Below are 19,691 nucleotides of genomic sequence, written 5' to 3'. Positions count from 1 at the left end.
AGCACCCGCCGACGTGATGGGGTGTGGCCTGTTTCACCACCGCGATCGAACGAGGTGGGGCCGCCCGGCTCCGGCCGCGGCGCCTGCCTGTAGCAGTGTCAGCGCGGTGAGCACGCACAGGGCTACTGCCCAGCCGCTCGTCTGGCTGTGCAGGATGCCCAGGAGGGGTGGGCCGAGAGCGGCCATGGCGAACCCGACGGTCTGCGCCATCGCGGCCAGCGCGGCCGCTTGGATGGCATCGCCGGCGCGTTCGCTTTGAAATGCCATGGCCAGGGCCAAGCTGGCACCGGCGCCTATGCCGAGCAGCAGGATGGCCAGGGGAGCCGAGTCGGAGTCGACGGCGAGCAGCAAAAAGCCCACGGCGGCGAGCGCCGAGGCGGCGACGGCGAGGCGGCGTTTCGCCGCGGTGGTACGGACGAGCCACGGCATCGTGTTGATCATGAGCAGACCGAGGATCTGGAACGCGAACAGCGACCAACCGGCGGTTTCGGCGGTCACGCCGTTGTCCTGGAGCACGGTGGGCAGCCAGGCGAGCGTCGTGTAGAACCCCAACGCCTGCAAGCCCATGAACGCGCTGACCTGCCAGGCCAAGGGCGAACGCCACGGCATCGACACCCGGCGGACGGTGAGCGCCGGCTCCGGTACCGGGCCCTCGCGCATCCGCCACACCAGCAAGGCCACCACGACCAGCAGCGTTGCCGAGGCCAGCGCGGTGCGCCACCCGCCGGGCAGCAGATCGGCCAGCGGAACCGCGATCCCGGACGAGACCGCAGCCGCGGCACACATCCCGGCCACCCAGGCGCCGGTGACCGCCGTGACCCGCGCGGAGGAGACGCTGTCCCGCACGATCGCGGGCAGCAGCACATTCGCGAACCCGATCGCTATCGCGAGCACCACCGTCCCGGTGAAAAGCCACAGCTGGCCCGGCGCCGAGCGAACCAACAGCCCCACCAGCATCGCGACCAGCGCCAGCCGCACGAGCCGGTCGAGTCCATGATGGACGGTTCGCAGCACCGCCACGGGGACGACCGCGAAGATCAGCAGGGGCAGGGCCGTGAGCAGCCCCGCGTGGGTGTCCGATAGCCCGGTGTCGCCGGTGATCACCGGTATCAGCGGTCCCACACAGGTCAAAGGGGCACGCAAAGTCGTACCGACGAGCACGATTCCTTGGCCGGCCGGGTTGCTCATCTATCGTTGCGAGGTCGGGAAGGTCATGCGGCGAAGTAGTTTGTCGCGCAGGACCACTGTGTGGAAAGCGACCGCGCAGACGTGGGCCACCAGCGCGAACAACAGCAGGTAGGCGAGCACGCTGTGCAGCGTCCGCAACGTGGCGTACAGCTCGGGATCGGCCGGTGCGATCGCCGGGACACGCAGCCCCGCCAGGATCTGGATGGGGATCCCGGAGGCCGACACCAGTGCCCATCCGACGAGTGGTTGCGCCAGGAACAGCGCGTACATCAGGATCTCCGATCCGGTAGCGACGAGCCGTTCGGGTCTACCCATGGTTTCGATCTGCGGTGGCGGCCGGTGCCGGAGGCGGTAGACGAGACGGACGACCGCCAGCAGCAGAATGATCAGCCCGATGGTCTTGTGCCAGGACAGCAACCGGCTGTAAGGGCCGAGGTAGCCGACCATCGCCGCGCCGATGCCGATCATCGTCACGATCGAGGCCGCCATCGTCCAATGCAGGATTCGTGCGGTGACGCCGAACCGGGTGGTGTCGGCGGTGCGTTCGGTGAGCGCCATCAGGTCAGACCTCCCTCACCACGACGGCTCCGGTGGGCTTCGCTTCACCCGCACGGCGGCGGAAGGACTCGGCGTATGCCGCCGCGCGAGCCTGCAGGAGCGGATCATCGGACGGTGCGATGCCGTCGGGCAGCACGAGTGGATCGAAGTTCACGTTCTGCACGTTGTGCCCGGATTCGGTGTTCACCTGTTCCAGCACAACGGTGCCGACCTGGACTTCACGCCTATCGGGCGGCCATGCCTTGGTGGCGTCGTCGGTGGGGTCGACGCCGCGCTCGCCCACTACCACCAGGAACTTCCAGCGCAGCGGCGCTGTCCGCATGGCGGCGATCAGACCGTCGAAGAGCGCGTTCTCGCCGGTCGCGGGCGGCGCGAGTCGAGGAGGATCGTCCGGTACCAGTCGCCACCGCACCGGTACGGTGTCGCCGCGAGCGTCGGAGAACTCGAAGGCGTTCAGCCCGAAGAACGCGGTGTCCGCGAAAGTCGGTGATGGAGCGCCCTGTTCGATGATGCTCAGCGCGGCGGCGGTCTTCGGGCGCGATGCGACGTATCGGCTCATCGCGGCGGGGTCGGGCTTGCCGGTAGCCGGATCCGGCGCGAAAGCGAGCGTGCGGTCGTAGAAGTCCTGGGGGGTCGCATCGAGAAAGACGGGGACGTTGATCATCGCCATCCGCCACTGCTCCCCGCCGGGTAGGAACAGCCGCAGCCCCAGCCCGCGGGGTGCGGTCGGCGCGTCGGGCATGTGCGGGTTACCCCCGGCGAGGGAGAACCGGCCGTCGAGCCGGTAGCGCCCCGCTCGGAATACCGATGCCTTCGACAGTTCGACGCCGTTGCCATTGCTTTCGAAGTACCCGGCGACGGCGAGCCCTTTGGCGTGGTTGCGCCGGCAACCGGGGAAGGAGCCGCCCGCGGTGTCCTGCAGGCGGTCCACCAATCTGCGCGCCGTCAGCCGCCACGGCCCGACGACGCTCTCGGTGAACAAGAATCCTCCGATTCCCGCTGCGCCGAGCGCGGCGACAGCGGCGCTGCCGAGCAGCGTGCGGCGATTCAGTCGCAAGGAATGCCGGCTTGCCTCGGTCATGTTTCCCTTTCTCCGTGTGCGGTGCGCCCGCTCAGGAAGCGGGCGCTCGGGCGCAGCTGGACGGTCCGGTCGATCACGGCGGGCCCATGGACTGGAGTCGCTCGATCAGAACCGGGTCGACGTCCGGGTTCTCGGCCAGCAGCATGTCGATCGGTGGCGCGGACGCCGAGGCGATACGGATGTCGATCACGTAGGGCTCGCCCTTGTCGAGGACCTTGAACCCGCGCCGCAGCGCATCGGTGAGTTTCGCGGTCCTGGTCACCACTTCGCCGTCGATATCGAAGGTGTCGGCGATCTCCGCGAAGTCCTGGGTAGGCCGGCCCAACCGCAGGTACCAGGCGTCGCTGGTCGGCTGCCAGCCGTAGATCTGCCCGAGGGCGGTAAGACCGGTCATGAGGGTCTTGTACTCGTGATTGTTCATCACCAGATACAGCACGGGCAGCGCCAATTTGCTGGTCGTCCACCACGAATTGGTGTGAAACAGGGCCGAACCATCGCCGACAATGGTCACGACGTAGCGGCGCTTGCCCACGGCTAGGGCGATGCCGATCGACGCGGGCAGCGAGAACCCGAGGGAACCGCCGGAAGTACAGAAGTAGGCGTCGGGTGCGTCGTAGGCGATCGCCTTCTGGATCGCCGCCGAGATCGCGAAGTCCTCGTTGATCACGGTCAGCGGCTTGTCGAGCGTTTTCTGCACTTCGGCCAGCTTCATCGGCACGATGTAGTCCGGAATCGCGGGCTCGTGGCCGGAGACGGTGGCTCCTGCCTCGGTGAACGCCTTGTCGCGCCGGGCGTCGAGCTCCAGGAGCCGCCGATTGCGCTGTGCCGCCGCGGCTTCGTCATACGCGGCGTGACCCACGACGGCATCGATGATCAGCGGCAGACTGCGTTTGATGTCGCCGAGCACACCGACCGTGGCATAGGAATTCTTTCCGATCTCCCACGGATCGTTGTGCAGTGTCACCTGTGTGAGCGCGGACGGGATGATCGGGCCCTTCTCCCAGCGGAACACCAGGATCTGTGCCTGGGAATTCACGCCGACCTGGAAGATGGTGTCGAAATCGGCGAGCTGCATGTGCACCCCGTCCTGGGTGGGCACGAGTTCGCCCTGCCAGTGCGGCAGATCGTTCGGATAGTTCATCCGGCTGGCCTGGTTCTCCGAGTACACCGCCGCGCCGAGCGCAGTGGCCAGGCGCTCGATCTCCGGCCACGCGTCCGCCTCGCCTACCCCGTCCCCGACGAGCACCACCGGCTTCTTCGCGTTCGCCAGCTGGTGCGCGGCGTCGGTGACACCGGACGGGTCGGCGGCTACCGCGTGCGCGATGCGCGTCACCCGCCCCGGCTCCTGCTGGGCGGGCGCTTCGAGCAGGAAGTTCCACGGCAACGAGACGAATACCGGCCGGAACGGCGGAACCAGGAGTTCTTTGAAAGCGCGCTGCAACACCAGCGGCATTTCGTCGACACTGCGGATCTCGTGGGCCCACTTCGTGTACTGCTCGGCGGTGTGGACCAGGTCGGAGGCCAGAATCGGTTCCTGGATCAGCAGCTCGCTGTGCTGCTGCCCGCAGAACACGATGAGCGGGATGTTGGATCGATAGGCGTTGAACAGGTTGCCGATGATGTTGGCCGTGCCCGGGGTGATGTGGACGATCGCCGCGCCGGGGCGCCCCGACATCCGGGCATAGCCCATGGCCGCGCCGAGCGCGATGTTCTCGTGCAGGCACGGCACGTACTCGACGCCGTTTTCGGGAATGGTCGTGCCGTCCAGCAATGGAATCTCGTGCGTGCCGGGAACACCGAAGGCGTATTCGGTGCCGACGTCACGCAGATAGTCGAAGATGATGTCGCGGCCCAGCCTGCGGGGCGGTGTAGATGTCATGGCCCTTTCGTTTCTCGATAGGTCTGCACCCGGTCGTGACGCGGCTCAGCGGCCGGTCCAGATCGGTGGTCGTTTCTCGGTGAACGCGCGTGGCCCTTCGCGGGCGTCGGCGGAGCCGGCGCGCAGGGTCTCCCAGTGGTATCGCGCGGTGAACGCCTCGGGCAGTGGCATGGTCAGGGCCGCGGCCGCGGCCTCCTTGATGGCCCGTACCGACAGCGGCGCGCAGGCGAGGATGTCGGCGACCCAGGCATCGGTGCACGCGTCGAGGTCCCCGGCGGGAACCACTTCGTTGACGAGGCCGAGCTCGGCGGCGCGGGCCGCGGTCATCCGGCGACCGGTGAGCAGATGGCCCAGCGCGATCCGATAGGGCGCCTGCCGCGGCAACCGGAAGACTCCTCCCGCACCCGGGATCAAGCCGAGTCTGGCTTCGGTGAGCCCGAACTCGGCGTTGTCGGCGGCGATCACGATGTCGCAGGCGAGAGCGAGCTCGAAACCGCCGCCGAGCGCGTACCCGGCCACTTTGGCGATCAGCGGCTTGGCGAAGCCGAACCGATCGGTGATCCGCGGGTGCCCGGGTTTGCCCGCGCTGCCGAACGTGGAGTATCCGTCGCCGTGGGCGATGCGCTGGGACAGTTCCTTCAGATCCTGGCCGACCGAGAACGCGCGGCCGCCGCGGCCGCTGAGCACGGCCACCCAGATTTCCTCGTCACGTTCGATGTCGTCCCATACCTGCGCGAGTTCGGCGTGCATGCGCCAATTCATCGCGTTCAATACTTCCGGGCGATCGAGTTCGACGGTGGCGACGCGCCCATGCTTGCGGTAGACGACCGTTGCCGGCTCCGGCAGCGCGGTCACCGGCGCGCTCCCGCGCTGAACCGGCCCACCTTCGCCAGCACGTCCACGCCGTACAGCCGCAGCGCCTGATGCAGGGCGAATTCGGCCAGATAGGCGCGGAACGTGTCCTGCGGTTCCTCGGCGGTGACGAGCATGTGTTTGTTGGCGACCACCGCGTCGGCGGCGAGTCGCTCGGCAGCGCGGTCGATTTCGACGTCCATCGCGTCGGGTTCGACGACGCTGTCGAAGACATATCGCGCGTCGGGTTCGGTGGCGTGGATCCGCCTGCCCCACAGAATCACATCGCGCGACAGCCGGTACGTCGAGCCACGCCCGAGCCGGAGATTGCCCGCGCCGGGCACGATTCCTTCCTGCGCCGCCGGGAGGCTGAAGTAGCTGTCGGCGGCGGCGATCACGCGGTCGAAGACGAGCAGCAGTTGTGCCCCGCCGCCGATCGCGAAGGTGTCCACCGCGGCGATCCACGGTTTCGTGTGCAGCCGCGGGGGCCAATCGCCGGAATCGTCGACCGTGGACAGGCCCCGCAGGATCTTGGCGAGGTATCCGGTCTCCCGGCCGAGCAGGAATTCGACGTAGGAGATCTTGCCCTGGTGCAGTTCGGTGAGGTTGATGCCCGCGCTGAACACCCGTTTGCCGCGGTAGCGCGGGTGGGTCATCTCGCCGCCGCGTACGACGCCGACCTCGGACCGCTGGTCGAGCAGTACCAGGTCGACCGCGGTCTCCATGTCGGCGACGTGCTGGTTGTCCTCGGCGTTGAGGCAGTGCGTGTTGGTGATCGTGATGGTCGCGGTGTGGCCGGAGCGGGTCAGCGTCGCCGCGGGCAGCGTGATCCGGCCGGTGCGCTCGAAGTCCGGCAGCAGTGCCTGTGCGCGACTGGTCGGCCTGCGCATCGCGTCGAGCAAATGGTTGCCCGCGATCGGGTCGGAGAACACCGCGTGGAAGAAGATCCCCTGGTCGATCTCCCAGCCTTCCTTGTGCGCCTGCGCCGCCGCGGCGTCGGCGGCGAGCTGACCGGGCTCGGGGAGCAGGCCGGGGAACTCGGCAGTGACCGCGGCGGCGAGCTCGGCCAACCGTGGCGAAGCACGCAGGTTGTGGGTGGCGGCGAGGTACACGGCGGACAGATGCGTGCGCAAGAACGCCCGCCGGAGGGCTCGCACAGTGTCGAGGGCTTGCGCGGCTCGTGCGGCCTGGGCGTCGTCGCGGTCCGCGACGGGGGCGAGTGCGTCCAGGACGCGCCCGCATTCGGCGGCGGCGGCCTGAAGTGCGGCCCGGTCGTATTCGAGGTCGCCGATGAACTGCGGCAGTGTGGTCACAGCGCGCTCCCGAGTCGCCGCAGTGCTCGGTCGGAGGCAGCCAGATGCGCGCCCAGCGCGTCTTCGAATCGGGTGACCGCCGCGTCCAGGACCAGACGCCTGCTGATGGCGATCTCCGTCCCGACGGTCGCCTCGAACAGGGCCAGACCTGCTTGGACCGCGCGGGTTTCGGCTTCGGCGTCGTCGTCGATCACCGCGTCCACCAAGCCGTGCTCCAACGCTTGGGATGCCGACAGGCTGCGGCCCTGTATCGCGAGTGTCCTGGCGAGCCCCGCACCGTGCTGGGCGACCAGTCGATGCAGCGCCATTGCCGGCCAGCTGCCTCCGTCGGAGGTGGCGAATCCGAGAACCGACCCGGAACGCAGTATCCGGTAGTCGGCGACGAGCAGCAGTTCGGCCGCGGGACCGTAGGCGTCTCCGTCGATGGCGGCGACGATCGGCGCCGGCGCCTGTTCCAGCCGTCGCAAGGCGGCTTCCCACTTGCCGACGGTGCCGATATCCACGGCGCCCGGCCACGAGAAACTCTGCCCCGCTTCCGGGCCGGAGATGTACAGGACGACACCGTGTGGCCGGTCGCGTGGGGCGTCTTCGGCGCGCAGGGCGATCGCCGTCACCGCGTCGATCAGCTCGGTAGACAGCGGTTGACCGGCCGGTATCACCGTGGCCAGGACGTTCGTGCCGGACCCGTTGGATGTAGTCATCGTTCCCCCTGTGTCTTTCGATCGATGTGAGTCAGAAGCGGAGTAGAGCGCTTTCGATCTGCGAACCCGGGCCCATCGTCATGAGGACGCCGTAGTCGCCGGGACGGACTCGGCCTTCGGTGAGCAGCCGGTGATAGGAGAAGAGGAACGAGCCACTGGACAGGTTGCCGAAATCGCGCATCACCCCCGTGGTGTGGCGCAGATCGTACGAGGTCAGGCCCAGGTTGATCTTGACAGCGTCGATGACCTTCTTGCCACCCGAGTGCACGGTCCAGTGCGCGATGTCCTTGCGCCGCAGACCCGTACCGCGCAACAACTTGTCGATCACGATCTCCGCGTGCGCGCCGACCTCGTAGGGCACTTCTTTGTCTAGATAGAAGCTGAACTTTCCCGCTTCCTCGTCCCAGTCGTAGCGCATGGCGCCGACCGCGTGCCGGATCATGTAGCTGCTGGTGGTCAACAGCGTGGGCGCGAGGCTCGACCTCGACCGCTCAGGGGACCCGGGGTCGTCGCCCGCCTGTACTGCCAGCGCGGCCGCACCGTCGCCGAAAAGGCTGTTCACCACGGCGGTGCGCATCGTTCCGTCGAAAACGTAGGCCGCTGAGCAGGCCTCGGAGCAGACGAGCAGCGCGAGTTCGCCCGGATGGGCGGCGGCCCAGTTCGCCACGGCCGCAAGGCCGTTGAGCCCGGCGTTGCAGCCCATGCCGACGACGTCCAGCCGGGCGGTATCCGGATCCAGGCCCACCTCGTTGATCAGGAGCGCGCTGAATCCGGGGGTCAGGAATCCGGTGGTGGTGACGGCCACCAGGTAGCGCACGTCGTGCAGGTCGCGGCCGAGGTCGCGCAGGCACCGGCGCATCGCGTCGGCGCCGGTGCGCACGCCCTGGCTGCGGTGTTTCTCCAGGAGTTCGGCTTGCGTCTCGACGCGGAATTCGCCGTCGTCGCCACGTGGAGGCAGGGTCAGATGTCGTTGCTCGATACCGCCGTTGAGGAAGACGCCACGGATCTTGGGGTCGGTGATCTTCAGCAGATCGATGAGTTCGCGCTGGCTGTAGCGATCAGGTGGGTTGGCGGTGGCCACTCCGAGCAACTTCGGTGTGGTGGCTGCCTGCGGGGGGTGGATGCGTAGATTCGGCTCGAGTGCTTCGACCCGGGTGGTGCTCATGGTCGTCATGCTCAGTTCCTGTGCTGATTTGGAGGCGCGCGGTTGTGCGGGCGCGAAAGACCGATAAATGCGATGCTTTTCCGCCGCTCGTCCATTCGGATCGGCGGAGCCTGCCGACGGCAGTAAGTCGGACCGTAATTACCCGTGAATGCGCGGTACGCATTCATCGAGCAGGGCACGTCGGATAAATTGGTATGCCACCCCTCATTCCCCCCGAGAATCGATCTATGCGGCACAGTCGCACAGCGACTATGTGGTGCTTTCGGCTTCCGGTTCAGACCTGGAAGCGTCAGTTCGATCGATTCCGAACAGTACCCCTGCTCGATCAGGGGTGGCAACCCCAAAACGTTAGGGGGTCGGCCGCGATACGTCGCTAAGTCGATCAAAAATACTGTGCAACAACAGATTTCGAGCGCGCAACGTAGAGTCCAGATAGTCCGTAAACGTACTATTGGCCGAGCGTCAGTGGACGGGAAGCCGTACTGGTCAAACGACCGATCCAAACCGCCTTGCGGTGTGGCCGTGGTCTAATCAGCGAATGGAGTCACTCACCTCGGCACCGGCGCCGCACGTCTTCGCGGCGACGCCGGGACACCTGATCAGGCTGCTCTACCAGCGGCACAATTCCATCTGGCATGCCACCGTGGGTGACTCGATCACGCCGATCCAGTTCGCCATTCTCAATGTCGTCTACACCGACGGGCCCTCGCCGCAGCGCGAGATATCCGTCCGCGTCCGGACCGACACCTCTACGATGGCGCAAGCGGCCGCTTCGCTGGAACGTAAGAATCTGATCAAGCGATCCGTCAACCCCGCCGACAAGCGGGAACGACGGATCGCCCTCACCCGCACCGGACGCCGTGAGTACGCGCAGCTGCTCCCGAAAGCCGATGAGGTCCAGCGCATCCTGTTCGAGGTTCTCGACCCGGACGACCACCCCGGCGCACTCGCTCTGCTGCAGAACCTCGCCGGGCTCGCACCGGCCTCCGAGAGCCGAACCGAACAGCATTGAGCGACCGGCCCGGTAGCGCGACCGGAAGCTGCGGTCCTCATTTCGATCGCGCTGCGCGCAACCCGTGAGCCCCGGGCCGGGGTGCGCGATCGTGGGCTGATGACGACCACCGAGGCGAAATCCACTACCGACTCCGAACTGGATGCGATCTTCGGCCCGATCTTCGACCGGATCGCCCAGGGCGCCGTAGCGCGGGAAATCGATCGCTCCCTGCCGTACGACGAGGTCGGCCTGCTGCGCGCGGCGAAGTTCGGCGCGCTGCGCGTTCCGGTCGAGTTCGGTGGGTACGGCGTCACCGTCCGGCAGCTTTTCCGGCTGCTCATCGAACTCGCCGCGGCCGAGTCGAACCTGCCACAGGCGTTGCGCGTGCACTTCTCGTTCGTCGAGGACCAGTTGCCGGCGGAGCGGGGACCGGAGCGGGAGCGCTGGCTGCGCGCGGTGTCCGAAGGCACGCTGGTGGGCAACGCGATCACCGAACCGGGCGTCGGCGCGGTGGACCGCTACCGCACCACGCTGACCGAGGACGGCGGCCGGTGGCTGCTCAACGGCGTGAAGTACTACAGCACGGGGTCGCTGTACGCGGACTACATCCTGGCCGCGGCCGACCGCGACGGCGAGCGCGTCGGGGTGCTGGTGGACGCGAACGCCGAGGGGGTGCGTCAGCACGACGACTGGGACGGCTTCGGGCAGCGGCTGACGGCCAGCGGCACCACGGAATTCACCGACGTGGTGGTAACCGAGGATCGGATTCTCGGACCCGGGTACGGCGCGCCCGGCCCCACCTACGCGACCTCGTACCTGCAACTGGTCCAGCTCTCGGTGCTCGCGGGCATCGCCAAGCGCGCCGAACGCGACGTCCGGGACTGGGTCGCGGCGCGCACCCGCGGCTACACCCACTCCGCGGCCGATCTGCCCCGGCACGACCCGCTGGTGCAGCAGGTGATCGGGCGGCTGTCGGCGGCCGCGTTCGCCGCCGAAGCCAGTGTGCTCGCCGTCGCCGACGTGCTCGACGAGGTGCTGACGAGCGGCGCGCAGGAGGAGAGCGCCTTGGTGGCGGCCGAGCTCGCCGCGGCTCGCGCCCAGCTCGCGGTCATCGATCTGGTGCTGCCCGCCACGACGCTGCTGTTCGAAGTGGGCGGCGCTTCGGTGGTCTCCGAACAGTTGCGGTTGGATCGGCACTGGCGCAACGCCCGGACCATCTCGGTGCACAACCCGGCGATTCAGAAGGCGCGTGCGATCGGCGATCACCTGCTCAACGGCGCCGACCTGCCATTCGCGTGGAGCGCGGGCGAGCGCACACCGGCGGCGGGGGCCGCGCAGTGACCCGCCGGATCCGCTTCAACGCCTTCGACATGAACTGCGTCGCCCATCAGTCACCTGGGCTGTGGCGGCATCCGGAGGACCAGTCGCACCGCTACAAGGAGCTGGACTACTGGACCGAGCTGGCGAAGCTGCTGGAACGCGGCCGCTTCGACGGCATCTTCATCGCCGACGTCCTCGGCACCTATGACGTCTACGGCGGCAACGACATCGCCGCCCTGCGCCAGGGCGCGCAGATCCCGGTGGCCGACCCGCTGCTGCTGGTCTCCGCCATGGCCGCGGTCACCGAGCATCTCGGGTTCGGCATTTCCACCGGCACCGGATTCGAGCACCCGTACCCGTTCGCGCGGCGGCTGTCGACGCTCGACCATCTCACCGACGGCAGGCTCGGCTGGAACGTGGTGACCGGATACCTGCCCTCTGCGGCGCGCAATTTCGGCGCGGGCGACCAACTGGACCACGACGAGCGCTACAACCAGGCCGACGAGTACCTCGAGGTGCTGTACAAGCTGTGGGAAGGCTCGTGGGAGGACGACGCGGTGGTTCGCGACGCGGCCGCGGGCGTCTACGTGGACCCGGCCAAGGTGCACCACATCGGTCATCGCGGCACGCACTACACCGTGCCGGGCATCCACCTCTCGGAGCCGTCGCCGCAACGTACGCCGGTGATCTACCAGGCGGGGGCGTCGCCGCGCGGCGTGCGGTTCGCGGCCGAGAACGCGGAGGCCATCTTCATCGCCGGTCCCTCGAAACGGGTCCTGGCGCAGACGGTTTCCCGGATCAGGGATGCTCTCGAAGCGGCGGGCCGCGCCCGTGACGCGGCGCGCGTCTATGCCCTCGCCACGATCATCACCGACGCGACCGACGAGGCGGCGCGGCGCAAGCACGAGGAGTACCTGTCCTACGCCAGTGTCGAGGGCGGCTTGGTGTTCATGTCCGGCTGGATGGGCATCGATCTGTCCCGCTACGACCTCGATGCCCCGATCGGTCAGGTGCAGAGCAACGCGATCCAGTCGGCGGTGGCGGCGTTCCAGGAATTCGACGACGACGGCAGGGAGTGGACGGTCCACGATATCGGTAAGTGGGCAGGCATCGGCGGCATGGGCCCGGTGTTCGTCGGCTCCGGCGAGACGGTGGCCGACCTGCTCCAGGAGTGGGCCGCCGAAACCGATCTGGACGGTTTCAACGTGGCGTACGCGATCACGCCGGGAACGTTCGAGGACATCGTCCGGCACGTCGTTCCGGTGTTGACCGCCCGAGGCGCGTACGCCGAGGAGTACGCGCCCGGCACGCTGCGCAACGCACTGTTCGGCGCGGGTGACCGGTTGCCTCCGGAGCATCGCGGCGCGAGCTATCGGTTGGGCGGTTCGGGATCGACCGCCTTGCCGGAGGCGGTGGCGCGGCCTGGAGCGACGGCCGAGGTGCACTCGTAACATCGTCGGACGGCGTCGGAGCCCTCTTCGCCGACGCCGTCCGGTTTCCAGCGCGGCGAACGATCAGCTCGCGGCGAGGAATACCTCGGCGACCGCTTCCAGACCCGCGCGATCGACGTCATCGAAGCGACCGGGGCGTGGACTGTCGAGGTCGAAGACCCCGACGAGCGCACCGTCGCGAACCAGCGGCACGACGATTTCCGAACGCGTGTCGGCATCACAGGCGATATGGCCGTCGAACGCGTGGACATCCGGCACGAGCTGAGTTTCCCCGGTTTGCGCGGCGGTACCGCACACGCCTTTTCCGAGCGCTATGCGCACACACGCCGGCTTGCCCTGGAAGGGGCCGACCACCAGTTCCCATCCGTCGTAGAAATAGAAACCCACCCAATTCACATCGGATAACGCGTGGAAGACCAACGCGGAGAGATTGGCGGCGTTGGCGATACGATCGGTTTCACCCGTGACCAGCGCCTGCGCCTGCGCGGCGAGCTGTCGGTACTGCTCGGTGCGGTCTCCGGTCAGATCGGCGACAACAAACGACATGGCCCGAATGGTACGCGCTGGGAATTCGCTGTCTGCCCATTGATTCTCGGTGATCGCAACACTCTGCGCGCACCATGCGGCCATCGCATCATCCCTGCATGACATCGCAGCATTCCGTATCCCGTTCCACTCGTTCGGCCGCGGTTATCGGCGCCGGACAGACCGGCGTCACTGCGGCGCTAGGACTTCTCGACGCCGGTTTCGACGTCACCCTCTACAGCGAGCGCGATCAGCGCGCCTTGCGTGACGACGTGCCCGCCACCGGCACCGCGCTCGAATTCGGTGAGACCCAGCAGGCCGAGGCCGCCCTCGGATTGGACAGCTACACCGCGCGTGCGCCCCGGCACAGCGGCCTGAGCGTGCGCATCGCGGGTCCTGACCGCGCCGAATTAATCCAGTTCGACGGTCATTTCGACGGATTCGCCGGCGTCGCGGTGGACACCCGGCTCAAGGCCGACGAGCGGCTCACCGCGTTCCTGGAGCGCGGCGGCCGGTTCGTGGTCGAGCAGGTGACTCCGGAGACGCTCGACGGCATCGCCGCCGCCAACGACCTCACCTTGGTCGCGACCGGTCGCGGTGGTCTGTCGGACCTGTTCCTCGTCGACGCGCAGCGCACCCCGTACGACGCGCCGCAGCGCTCGCTGCTCACCGTCACCGTGACCGGAATCGGCCACGACGAGAACGTTTTCGCCCATCGCAGCGTCGCGGGCGGTGCGCACAGTGGCTTCTCCATCCTCGCCGATCAGGGCGAAGGGTGGTGGGGACCGTACCTGCACAAGGACGCGGGGCCGAGCTGGGCGTTCCTCGGTTGGGCGCGTCCCGGCAGCGACTGGGAGAAGCGTTTCGCCGCCGCGGATTCCGCCGAATCGGCGCACCGGATCGTGCAGGACCTCTACCGCGACTACATCGACTGGGATCTGCCGGAGGTGCTGGCCACGAAAACCATCCCCGAGGACCCGCACTCGTGGTTGAAGGGGGCGGTGCGTCCGGTCGTGCGGTCCGGTGTCGGGCGCACCGCGAGCGGGCACGTGGTGGCCGCGCTCGGTGACACCGCCATCGCCTACGACCCGATCGCGGGCCAGGGCGCGCAGAGCGGCTTGATCCAGGCTCAGCGGCTGGTCGCGGCGGCCGCCGTGCACGACGGACCGTTCGACGAGGCGTGGATCGCACGCCAGTACACGGCGTTCCTGGCCGCGCGCGGCGACGCGGCCAACAAGGTGACCAGGCTGTTCCTCAGCGATCCCGAGCTGGGCGAGATCGGCAACGCCTTCTTCGCCGCGGCGGCCGTGGAACCGGCGTTCGCCTCGGCGCTGGTGGGCCTGCTGCATCGCCCGCAGCCGTTCCTGCCGGTGGATTCGCCGGAAGCGGCAGCCGAGTTCATCACCCGGGTCACCGGTGAGGACGCCGCCGCGCTGCTCGGCCGGTTCGCGCCCGCGGGCACGTTCAGCAGGTCGAGCTACTCGCCTGCCCTCGCCGACGCCTGATCCGAATCGCACAGATTCAAAACCTCGTCCCGACCGGGGGCCGGTGCTGGAGTGGAAGGAGCGCCGGACGCATTCGCGGCGTCCGGCCTCCGATCCGACGGCTACCCCCCGAAAACCATGGAGCAGCTATGACCACGGAGCAGATCGCCGAGCAGATCCGGTTCGCCTACTGGGTGCCCAACGTCAGCGGGGGACTGGTCACCAGCGAAATCGAACAGCGCACGAGCTGGGATTTCGAGTACAACAAGAAGCTCGCGCAGACCGCGGAGAACAACGGCTTCGACTACGCGCTCTCCCAGGTGCGCTACACCGCCTCCTACGGCGCGGAGTACCAGCACGAATCGACCTCGTTCAGTCTCGCGCTGCTCGGCGCCACCGAACGGCTGAAGGTCATCGCGGCCGTGCATCCCGGACTGTGGCATCCGGCCGTGCTGGCCAAGTTCGGCGCCACCGCCGATCACCTGTCGGGCGGCCGGTTCGCCATCAACGTCGTCTCCGGCTGGTTCGCCGGTGAATTCACCGCGCTCGGGGAGCCGTGGCTCGAGCACGACGAGCGCTACCGGCGCAGCGCGGAATTCCTCGAGGTGATCCGCAAGATCTGGACCGAGGACAACGTCGACTACGGCGGCGACTTCTACCGCATCAGGGACTTCACCCTGAAGCCGAAGCCGCTGAACACCCCCGAGCGCCCGAATCCCGAACTCTTCCAAGGCGGTAACTCGACCGCCGCACGGCGCAACGGCGGGCGCTACGCCGACTGGTACTTCTCCAACGGCAAGGACTTCGACGGCGTCACCGAGCAGCTCGACGACCTGCGCGCCGTCGCCCGCGCCCACGACCGCGAAGTGAGATTCGGGCTCAACGGCTTCATCATCGTCCGCGACACCGAGGCCGAAGCCCGCGACACCCTGCGGGAGATCATCGAAAAGGCGAACAAGCCCGCGGTCGAGGGCTTCCGCGACGCGGTGCAGCAGGCCGGCCCGTCCACCAAGGACCGCAAGGGTATGTGGGCCGACTCCACGTTCGAAGACCTGGTGCAGTACAACGACGGTTTCCGCACCCAGCTGATCGGCACGCCGGAGCAGGTGGCCGAGCGGATCGTCGCCTACAAGCAGCTCGGCGTCGACCTGATCCTCGGCGGCTTCCTGCACTTCCAGGAGGAGATCGAGTATTTCGGCGCGAAGGTGCTCCCGCTGGTGCGTGAGCTGGAAGCCGCGCAGCGGCCTGTCGCGGCGGTGAACTGATGACCGCGGTCGCCGCCGATCGCATCCTCTCGGCGGCACAGGCGTTCGCGGTCGCGCAGCGGCTCGCGGCGGAATTCGCGCCGGGGGCCGCGCAGCGCGACCGGGATCGCGCGCTGCCGTACGCGGAGGTCGATCGGCTGGCGGCCGGCGGTCTGCTCGCGATCACCGTGCCCGCGGCCTACGGTGGCGCGGATCTGCCGCCGAGCGCGGTCGCGGAAGTGACGCGAATCCTCGCCACGGCCGACCCCAACATCGCGCAGATTCCGCACAGTCACTTCGTCTATGTGAACCTGCTCCGGCTCGCGGGTACGGAGCGGCAGCGCAGGCGCTACTTCGGGCGGGTGGTCGACGGTGGGCGCATCGCCAACGCGCAGTCCGAGCGCGGCGGCGCGACCGTCGCCGACATCTCCACCACGTTGCGACCGGTCGGCGAGCGATTCTGCGTGGACGGCGTGAAGTACTACTGCACCGGATCGCTGTTCGCCGACCTGTTCGCGGTGCTGACCCGGCTGGACGATCCGGAGGGCCACAGTGGCCTCGAGCCCGGCGAGTACATCGCCTACCTGCCCGCGAACACGCCCGGCGTGCGCGTGGTGGACGACTGGAACGGGCTCGGGCAGCGCACCACCGGCAGCGGAACGGTGTTCTTCGAGGAGGTCCTGGTCGACCGCGACCAGGTGATTCCCCGCTCCGGCGCGGTGCGCGCGCCGACCGGTTACGGCGCGTTCGCGCAGCTGCTGCACGCCGCCATCGACACCGGCATCGCCCGCGGCGCCCTCAGCGCGGCCACGGAGTTCGTGCGCACGAAAAGTCGTCCGTGGTTCGAGGCCGGGGTGGCGAACGCGGTGGACGACCCGCTGCTGATCCAGCGTTTCGGTGAGTTGTCGGTCGCGGTCACCGCCGCGGAGGCGACCCTCTCGTCGGCCGGATGGGCGGTGGACGCGGCCACCAGGACCGATCCGAGCGTCGACGGCGCCGCCCAGGCGTCGCTGGCCGTGGCGACCGCCAAAGTGCTGGCCGACCGCGCCGCCAACGACGTGTCCGCCGCGCTGTTCGAGGTCGGCGGAACGCGCAGCGCCGCCGCGGATCTGAACCTGCACCACTTCTGGCGCAACGCGCGTACGCACACCCTGCACGACCCGGTGCGCTGGAAATACCAGCACATCGGCCGGGCCCTGCTGCACGACGCCGCGCCGCCGCTGCACGGTGTGATCTGAAAGGAGACGAAATGACGGTCACTGTCGTCGTCGGAAATCCGAAACCGGCCTCGCGGACCCTGACCGCGGCCACGCTGGTCGCGCGGGGGCTGCGGCCGGAGGTGGAGCCCACCGTGATCGACTTGGTCGAGTTCGGTCCGGGGCTGCTCAGCTGGGGTGACCCGGTCGTGGCAGAGGCGGTGCGCACCGTGGCCGGGTCGGAACTCGTGGTCTTCGCCAGCCCCACCTTCAAGGCGACCTACACCGGTTTGCTGAAGCTGTTCCTCGAACAGTTCGAAGGCGGAACGGGACTCGAGGGCGTGCTCGCGGCGCCGGTGATGCTCGGCGCCGGACCGGCTCATGCACTGGCGCCCGACCTGTTGCTGAAGCCCGTGCTCGTCGAAATCGGGGCCACCGCCGCGCTGCCCGGGCTCTACCTGTCCGATCGCACATTCGCCGAGGACGGCGTCATCGACCGGTACAGTGGTCGGTGGCGTTCGGTCGCCCAGGCACTGGCCCACAGCTCGAAAGCTGCGAATCATGCATGACCTGTTCGAATTTCCCGCCGACGGAGCCGGTCTGCGTCGCGCGTTCGCGAATTTCCCCAGCGGTGTGGTCGCGGTATGCGCCGAAATCGACGGAACCCCGCACGGTCTGGCGGTGAGCACGTTCGTTCCCGTCTCGCTCGACCCGCCCCTGGTCTCGTTCTGCGTGCAGAACTCCTCGGCCACGTGGCCGAAGCTCGCCGCAGCGAGCCACCTCGGCCTGAGCCTGCTCGGCACCGACCAGCAGGCCGCCGCCCGCTCCCTCGGCACCCGCGACGGCGACCGTTTCCGCGATATCCAGCTGCACCGCGGCTCGGGCGACGCCGTGTTCATCGACGGCGCGTCCGCCTGGATCGAAGGCGTCCAGGAAGCCCATGTCCCGGCGGGCGACCACGCCGTCGTCATCCTGCGCATACACCGCATCGCCACCCGCGCCGACGTCGACCCCCTGGTGTTCCAGGGCAGCCGCTTCCGCCGGTTGCACGCCGAACCGGCCAACGGGGCGGCTTGAGGTAGCGGACGCGTTCACGGTTTCGAGGCCGCGATCCATACGGCCGTGCACCGGTCATCGCCGTGGACCGGAATTCGGCGTCGATCAGGGCTGTGGGAGACTCGGAGGGTCTCTCACGGAAAGGTCCGGTCATGACGCTCGGCATGGTCCTCGGTGACTTCCCGCGCACTTCGACGCGGGCGTAGGCAGACAACTTGACTGACCCTGTGCGATAACCGCACAGGTTTTCGCGATTCCGCGGCGAAGTGCTCGTCGTGCCCATGCACGTTCGATCACGAGGAGTACGCGGTGTCCACCGTTTCCTGGACCGAAGACCACACCTTGCGAACCGCCCGCTGGCATTCCGAAAACGGCGCGTCGGCGCCTGATTCGATCGTGGTGGTGAACGACGCGACGACCGCCGACACGGCTTGCCGGTCGGCGCGTGCAGGGACCGGCCTGCTCTGGCGCGGTGACTTCCACAATGCACGGCAGCTATTACGTGCGATGGGGCGTCGGGTAGAGCGGCAGGCTCCGCTGGACGACGACCCGGCCGAAGCGTTCCGGCGCTATCGCGCGTCGCGGCGTCGTCGGGCGCAAGTGCTCGGCAAGCTGCTCGTGCTGCTCGAGGACGACCACTCGCTGGCCTTGCGTCGCGCTCCTGACGTGCGGCGAGCGTGCACCGAGGCGTATGGCGCGCCGCAGGGGAGCACGGTGATCCCGCTAACCGGGCTGCTCGGTGTGTTAGGTGCGGCGCAGTGGCGGGAGAAGGGCGTGTACGTGCCCGCCCTCGACGACCGCATTCATGCGCACTACGGCGTGTTCTCCCCGGTCCGCGGCGAGTACGTCGACCTCGTCGCCGCCGCGCCACTACCCGCACGGGCCGACATCGCCTTCGACCTCGGCACCGGCACCGGTGTACTCGCCGCCCTCCTGGCCCGCCGCGGTTACAGTCGAATCACCGCCACGGACAACAGCCTTCGCGCACTGGCTTGCGCCCGCGCCAATCTCGATCGACTGGGCCTGTCGTCCGTAGACGTGCACGGCCCGGCTCTCTTCCCGGACGGCGAGGCCGACCTCGTAGTCTGCAACCCACCCTGGCTCCCCGGCACGCCGACCTCAGCCCTGGAAAGCGGTGTCTACGACGAGAACTCGTCCATGCTGCACGACTACCTCTCCGGCCTGCGCGCCCACCTGCGCCCCGGCGGCGAAGGCTGGCTGATCCTCTCCGACCTCCCCGAACACCTCGGCCTGCGCACCCGAAGCGAACTACTCGCCCGCATCACCACCGCCGGCCTCCACATCACCGCCCGACTCGACACCCGCCCCACCCACACCCGAGCCACCGACCCGAACTCCCCCTTCGCCACCGCCCGCGCCGCGGAAACAACCTCCCTCTACCGCCTGGTACCTCGTTGAGTGGCACATGACGGAGAGGTCTTCTCGCGATTCGCCTCCGCCATGTGCCACTCGTGACGAGGGGCCGGGTAGCGAAAAGGCCCTGGATCGGCGGGTGCCGGTCCAGGGCCTTTCTCGTGGAGCCGATGACGGGAATCGAACCCGCGCTGTCTGCTTGGGAAGCAGAAGTTCTACCATTGAACTACATCGGCGAGAGGCAGATGTGCCAACCGAGACTGTAGCAGAGCCGCGCGCGGGGTGGGAAAAGTCCAGCTAGATGCTGGTG

18 protein-coding genes and 1 tRNA gene are annotated in these 19,691 nt (G+C 68.2%); 9 read left to right on the top strand and 10 right to left on the bottom strand.

All coding sequences use genetic code 11. From position 1 onward, the window contains the following. Window positions 1-33: 33 nt before the first annotated feature. From ON19_RS29390 to dpgA, 8 genes are all read right to left on the bottom strand, one after another. Window positions 34-1,188, bottom strand: a complete 1,155-nt coding sequence (locus tag ON19_RS29390; RefSeq protein WP_043699925.1) for an MFS transporter — start codon at window positions 1,186-1,188, stop codon at window positions 34-36. Continuing rightward, window positions 1,189-1,746, bottom strand: coding sequence for a cytochrome b (locus tag ON19_RS29385; protein WP_043699922.1), 558 nt, complete (start codon window positions 1,744-1,746; stop codon window positions 1,189-1,191). 4 nt (window positions 1,747-1,750) lie between these two features. Beyond that, entirely contained in the window at window positions 1,751-2,827 is a 1,077-nt protein-coding gene (locus ON19_RS29380; protein WP_043699920.1) for a catalase family peroxidase, read from the bottom strand. 73 nt (window positions 2,828-2,900) lie between these two features. Next, window positions 2,901-4,706 (bottom strand): thiamine pyrophosphate-binding protein, encoded by a 1,806-nt coding sequence (locus ON19_RS29375; protein WP_043699916.1) that lies wholly within the window; start codon window positions 4,704-4,706, stop codon window positions 2,901-2,903. Between the two features lie 45 nt (window positions 4,707-4,751). Further along, a complete protein-coding gene (gene dpgD, locus ON19_RS29370; RefSeq protein WP_218006490.1) occupies window positions 4,752-5,561 on the bottom strand; it encodes an enoyl-CoA-hydratase DpgD in 810 nt (269 codons plus the stop codon). Then, window positions 5,558-6,871 (bottom strand): (3,5-dihydroxyphenyl)acetyl-CoA 1,2-dioxygenase DpgC, encoded by a 1,314-nt coding sequence (gene dpgC, locus ON19_RS29365; RefSeq protein ID WP_051169412.1) that lies wholly within the window; start codon window positions 6,869-6,871, stop codon window positions 5,558-5,560. The genes dpgD and dpgC overlap by 4 nt, the downstream gene beginning before the upstream one ends. Beyond that, complete coding sequence (dpgB, locus tag ON19_RS29360) at window positions 6,868-7,572, bottom strand: enoyl-CoA-hydratase DpgB (RefSeq protein ID WP_051169411.1); 705 nt, start codon at window positions 7,570-7,572, stop codon at window positions 6,868-6,870. Before dpgB ends, dpgC begins: the two co-directional genes overlap by 4 nt. Before the next feature lie 31 nt (window positions 7,573-7,603). Then, on the bottom strand, window positions 7,604-8,746 hold the full coding sequence (gene dpgA / locus ON19_RS29355; protein ID WP_043699914.1) for a 3,5-dihydroxyphenylacetyl-CoA synthase DpgA: 1,143 nt from the start codon (window positions 8,744-8,746) through the stop codon (window positions 7,604-7,606). Window positions 8,747-9,275: 529 nt separating this feature from the next. On the opposite strand from dpgA, the gene ON19_RS39255 reads away from it, so the two are divergent. The 3 genes from ON19_RS39255 to ON19_RS29340 all read left to right on the top strand — a co-directional run bounded on the left by ON19_RS39255 (window position 9,276) and on the right by ON19_RS29340 (window position 12,502). After that, window positions 9,276-9,749: a MarR family winged helix-turn-helix transcriptional regulator gene (locus ON19_RS39255; RefSeq protein WP_051169410.1), complete on the top strand. Its 474-nt coding sequence runs from the start codon at window positions 9,276-9,278 to the stop codon at window positions 9,747-9,749. 99 nt (window positions 9,750-9,848) lie between these two features. Then, on the top strand, window positions 9,849-11,072 hold the full coding sequence (locus tag ON19_RS29345) for an acyl-CoA dehydrogenase family protein (RefSeq protein ID WP_043699993.1): 1,224 nt from the start codon (window positions 9,849-9,851) through the stop codon (window positions 11,070-11,072). Beyond that, window positions 11,069-12,502, top strand: a complete 1,434-nt coding sequence (locus ON19_RS29340) for an LLM class flavin-dependent oxidoreductase (RefSeq protein WP_043699990.1) — start codon at window positions 11,069-11,071, stop codon at window positions 12,500-12,502. The genes ON19_RS29345 and ON19_RS29340 overlap by 4 nt, the downstream gene beginning before the upstream one ends. 63 nt (window positions 12,503-12,565) lie before the next feature. On the opposite strand, the gene ON19_RS29335 is transcribed toward ON19_RS29340, so the two are convergent. Then, window positions 12,566-13,048: a free L-methionine (R)-S-oxide reductase MsrC gene (locus tag ON19_RS29335; protein WP_043699911.1), complete on the bottom strand. Its 483-nt coding sequence runs from the start codon at window positions 13,046-13,048 to the stop codon at window positions 12,566-12,568. Between the two features lie 98 nt (window positions 13,049-13,146). Between ON19_RS29335 and ON19_RS29330 the strand changes: the two genes are divergently transcribed. The 6 genes from ON19_RS29330 to ON19_RS29305 all read left to right on the top strand — a co-directional run bounded on the left by ON19_RS29330 (window position 13,147) and on the right by ON19_RS29305 (window position 19,426). Continuing rightward, window positions 13,147-14,532, top strand: a complete 1,386-nt coding sequence (locus ON19_RS29330; RefSeq protein ID WP_043699908.1) for a styrene monooxygenase/indole monooxygenase family protein — start codon at window positions 13,147-13,149, stop codon at window positions 14,530-14,532. Between the two features lie 128 nt (window positions 14,533-14,660). Next, complete coding sequence (sfnG, locus tag ON19_RS29325) at window positions 14,661-15,776, top strand: dimethylsulfone monooxygenase SfnG (protein WP_043699906.1); 1,116 nt, start codon at window positions 14,661-14,663, stop codon at window positions 15,774-15,776. After that, entirely contained in the window at window positions 15,776-16,993 is a 1,218-nt protein-coding gene (locus ON19_RS29320) for an SfnB family sulfur acquisition oxidoreductase (RefSeq protein WP_043699904.1), read from the top strand. The genes sfnG and ON19_RS29320 overlap by 1 nt, the downstream gene beginning before the upstream one ends. An 11-nt stretch (window positions 16,994-17,004) precedes the next feature. Beyond that, window positions 17,005-17,520 carry an NADPH-dependent FMN reductase gene (locus ON19_RS29315; RefSeq protein WP_043699901.1) on the top strand — a complete coding sequence of 172 codons (516 nt, stop codon included), beginning with the start codon at window positions 17,005-17,007 and terminating at the stop codon, window positions 17,518-17,520. Then, the gene (locus ON19_RS29310; protein WP_043699899.1) at window positions 17,513-18,028 is read left to right on the top strand and encodes a flavin reductase family protein; all 516 of its coding nucleotides are present in this window, start codon (window positions 17,513-17,515) and stop codon (window positions 18,026-18,028) included. Before ON19_RS29315 ends, ON19_RS29310 begins: the two co-directional genes overlap by 8 nt. A 288-nt stretch (window positions 18,029-18,316) precedes the next feature. Next, window positions 18,317-19,426 (top strand): methyltransferase, encoded by a 1,110-nt coding sequence (locus tag ON19_RS29305; RefSeq protein ID WP_043699896.1) that lies wholly within the window; start codon window positions 18,317-18,319, stop codon window positions 19,424-19,426. Window positions 19,427-19,543: 117 nt separating this feature from the next. Here the strand turns inward: ON19_RS29305 and ON19_RS29300 are convergent. Next, a tRNA-Gly gene (locus ON19_RS29300) sits at window positions 19,544-19,617 on the bottom strand. Window positions 19,618-19,691 lie beyond the last annotated feature (74 nt).

This window comes from Nocardia abscessus NBRC 100374, from assembly GCF_000308455.1.
Classification (GTDB): domain Bacteria; phylum Actinomycetota; class Actinomycetes; order Mycobacteriales; family Mycobacteriaceae; genus Nocardia; species Nocardia abscessus.
This window is presented reverse-complemented; position numbering and strand designations above follow the sequence as displayed.

Coding starts and splice junctions, on each gene's coding strand:
- ON19_RS29390 (WP_043699925.1), bottom strand. CDS start 1,188: ATGAGCAACCCGGCCGGCCAAGGAATCGTGCTCGTCGGTACGACTTTG.
- ON19_RS29315 (WP_043699901.1), top strand. CDS start 17,005: ATGACGGTCACTGTCGTCGTCGGAAATCCGAAACCGGCCTCGCGGACC.
- ON19_RS29380 (WP_043699920.1), bottom strand. CDS start 2,827: ATGACCGAGGCAAGCCGGCATTCCTTGCGACTGAATCGCCGCACGCTG.
- ON19_RS39255 (WP_051169410.1), top strand. CDS start 9,276: ATGGAGTCACTCACCTCGGCACCGGCGCCGCACGTCTTCGCGGCGACG.
- ON19_RS29310 (WP_043699899.1), top strand. CDS start 17,513: ATGCATGACCTGTTCGAATTTCCCGCCGACGGAGCCGGTCTGCGTCGC.
- ON19_RS29320 (WP_043699904.1), top strand. CDS start 15,776: ATGACCGCGGTCGCCGCCGATCGCATCCTCTCGGCGGCACAGGCGTTC.
- ON19_RS29375 (WP_043699916.1), bottom strand. CDS start 4,706: ATGACATCTACACCGCCCCGCAGGCTGGGCCGCGACATCATCTTCGAC.
- sfnG (WP_043699906.1), top strand. CDS start 14,661: ATGACCACGGAGCAGATCGCCGAGCAGATCCGGTTCGCCTACTGGGTG.
- ON19_RS29330 (WP_043699908.1), top strand. CDS start 13,147: ATGACATCGCAGCATTCCGTATCCCGTTCCACTCGTTCGGCCGCGGTT.
- ON19_RS29345 (WP_043699993.1), top strand. CDS start 9,849: ATGACGACCACCGAGGCGAAATCCACTACCGACTCCGAACTGGATGCG.
- dpgA (WP_043699914.1), bottom strand. CDS start 8,746: ATGACGACCATGAGCACCACCCGGGTCGAAGCACTCGAGCCGAATCTA.
- dpgB (WP_051169411.1), bottom strand. CDS start 7,572: ATGACTACATCCAACGGGTCCGGCACGAACGTCCTGGCCACGGTGATA.
- ON19_RS29385 (WP_043699922.1), bottom strand. CDS start 1,746: ATGGCGCTCACCGAACGCACCGCCGACACCACCCGGTTCGGCGTCACC.
- ON19_RS29335 (WP_043699911.1), bottom strand. CDS start 13,048: ATGTCGTTTGTTGTCGCCGATCTGACCGGAGACCGCACCGAGCAGTAC.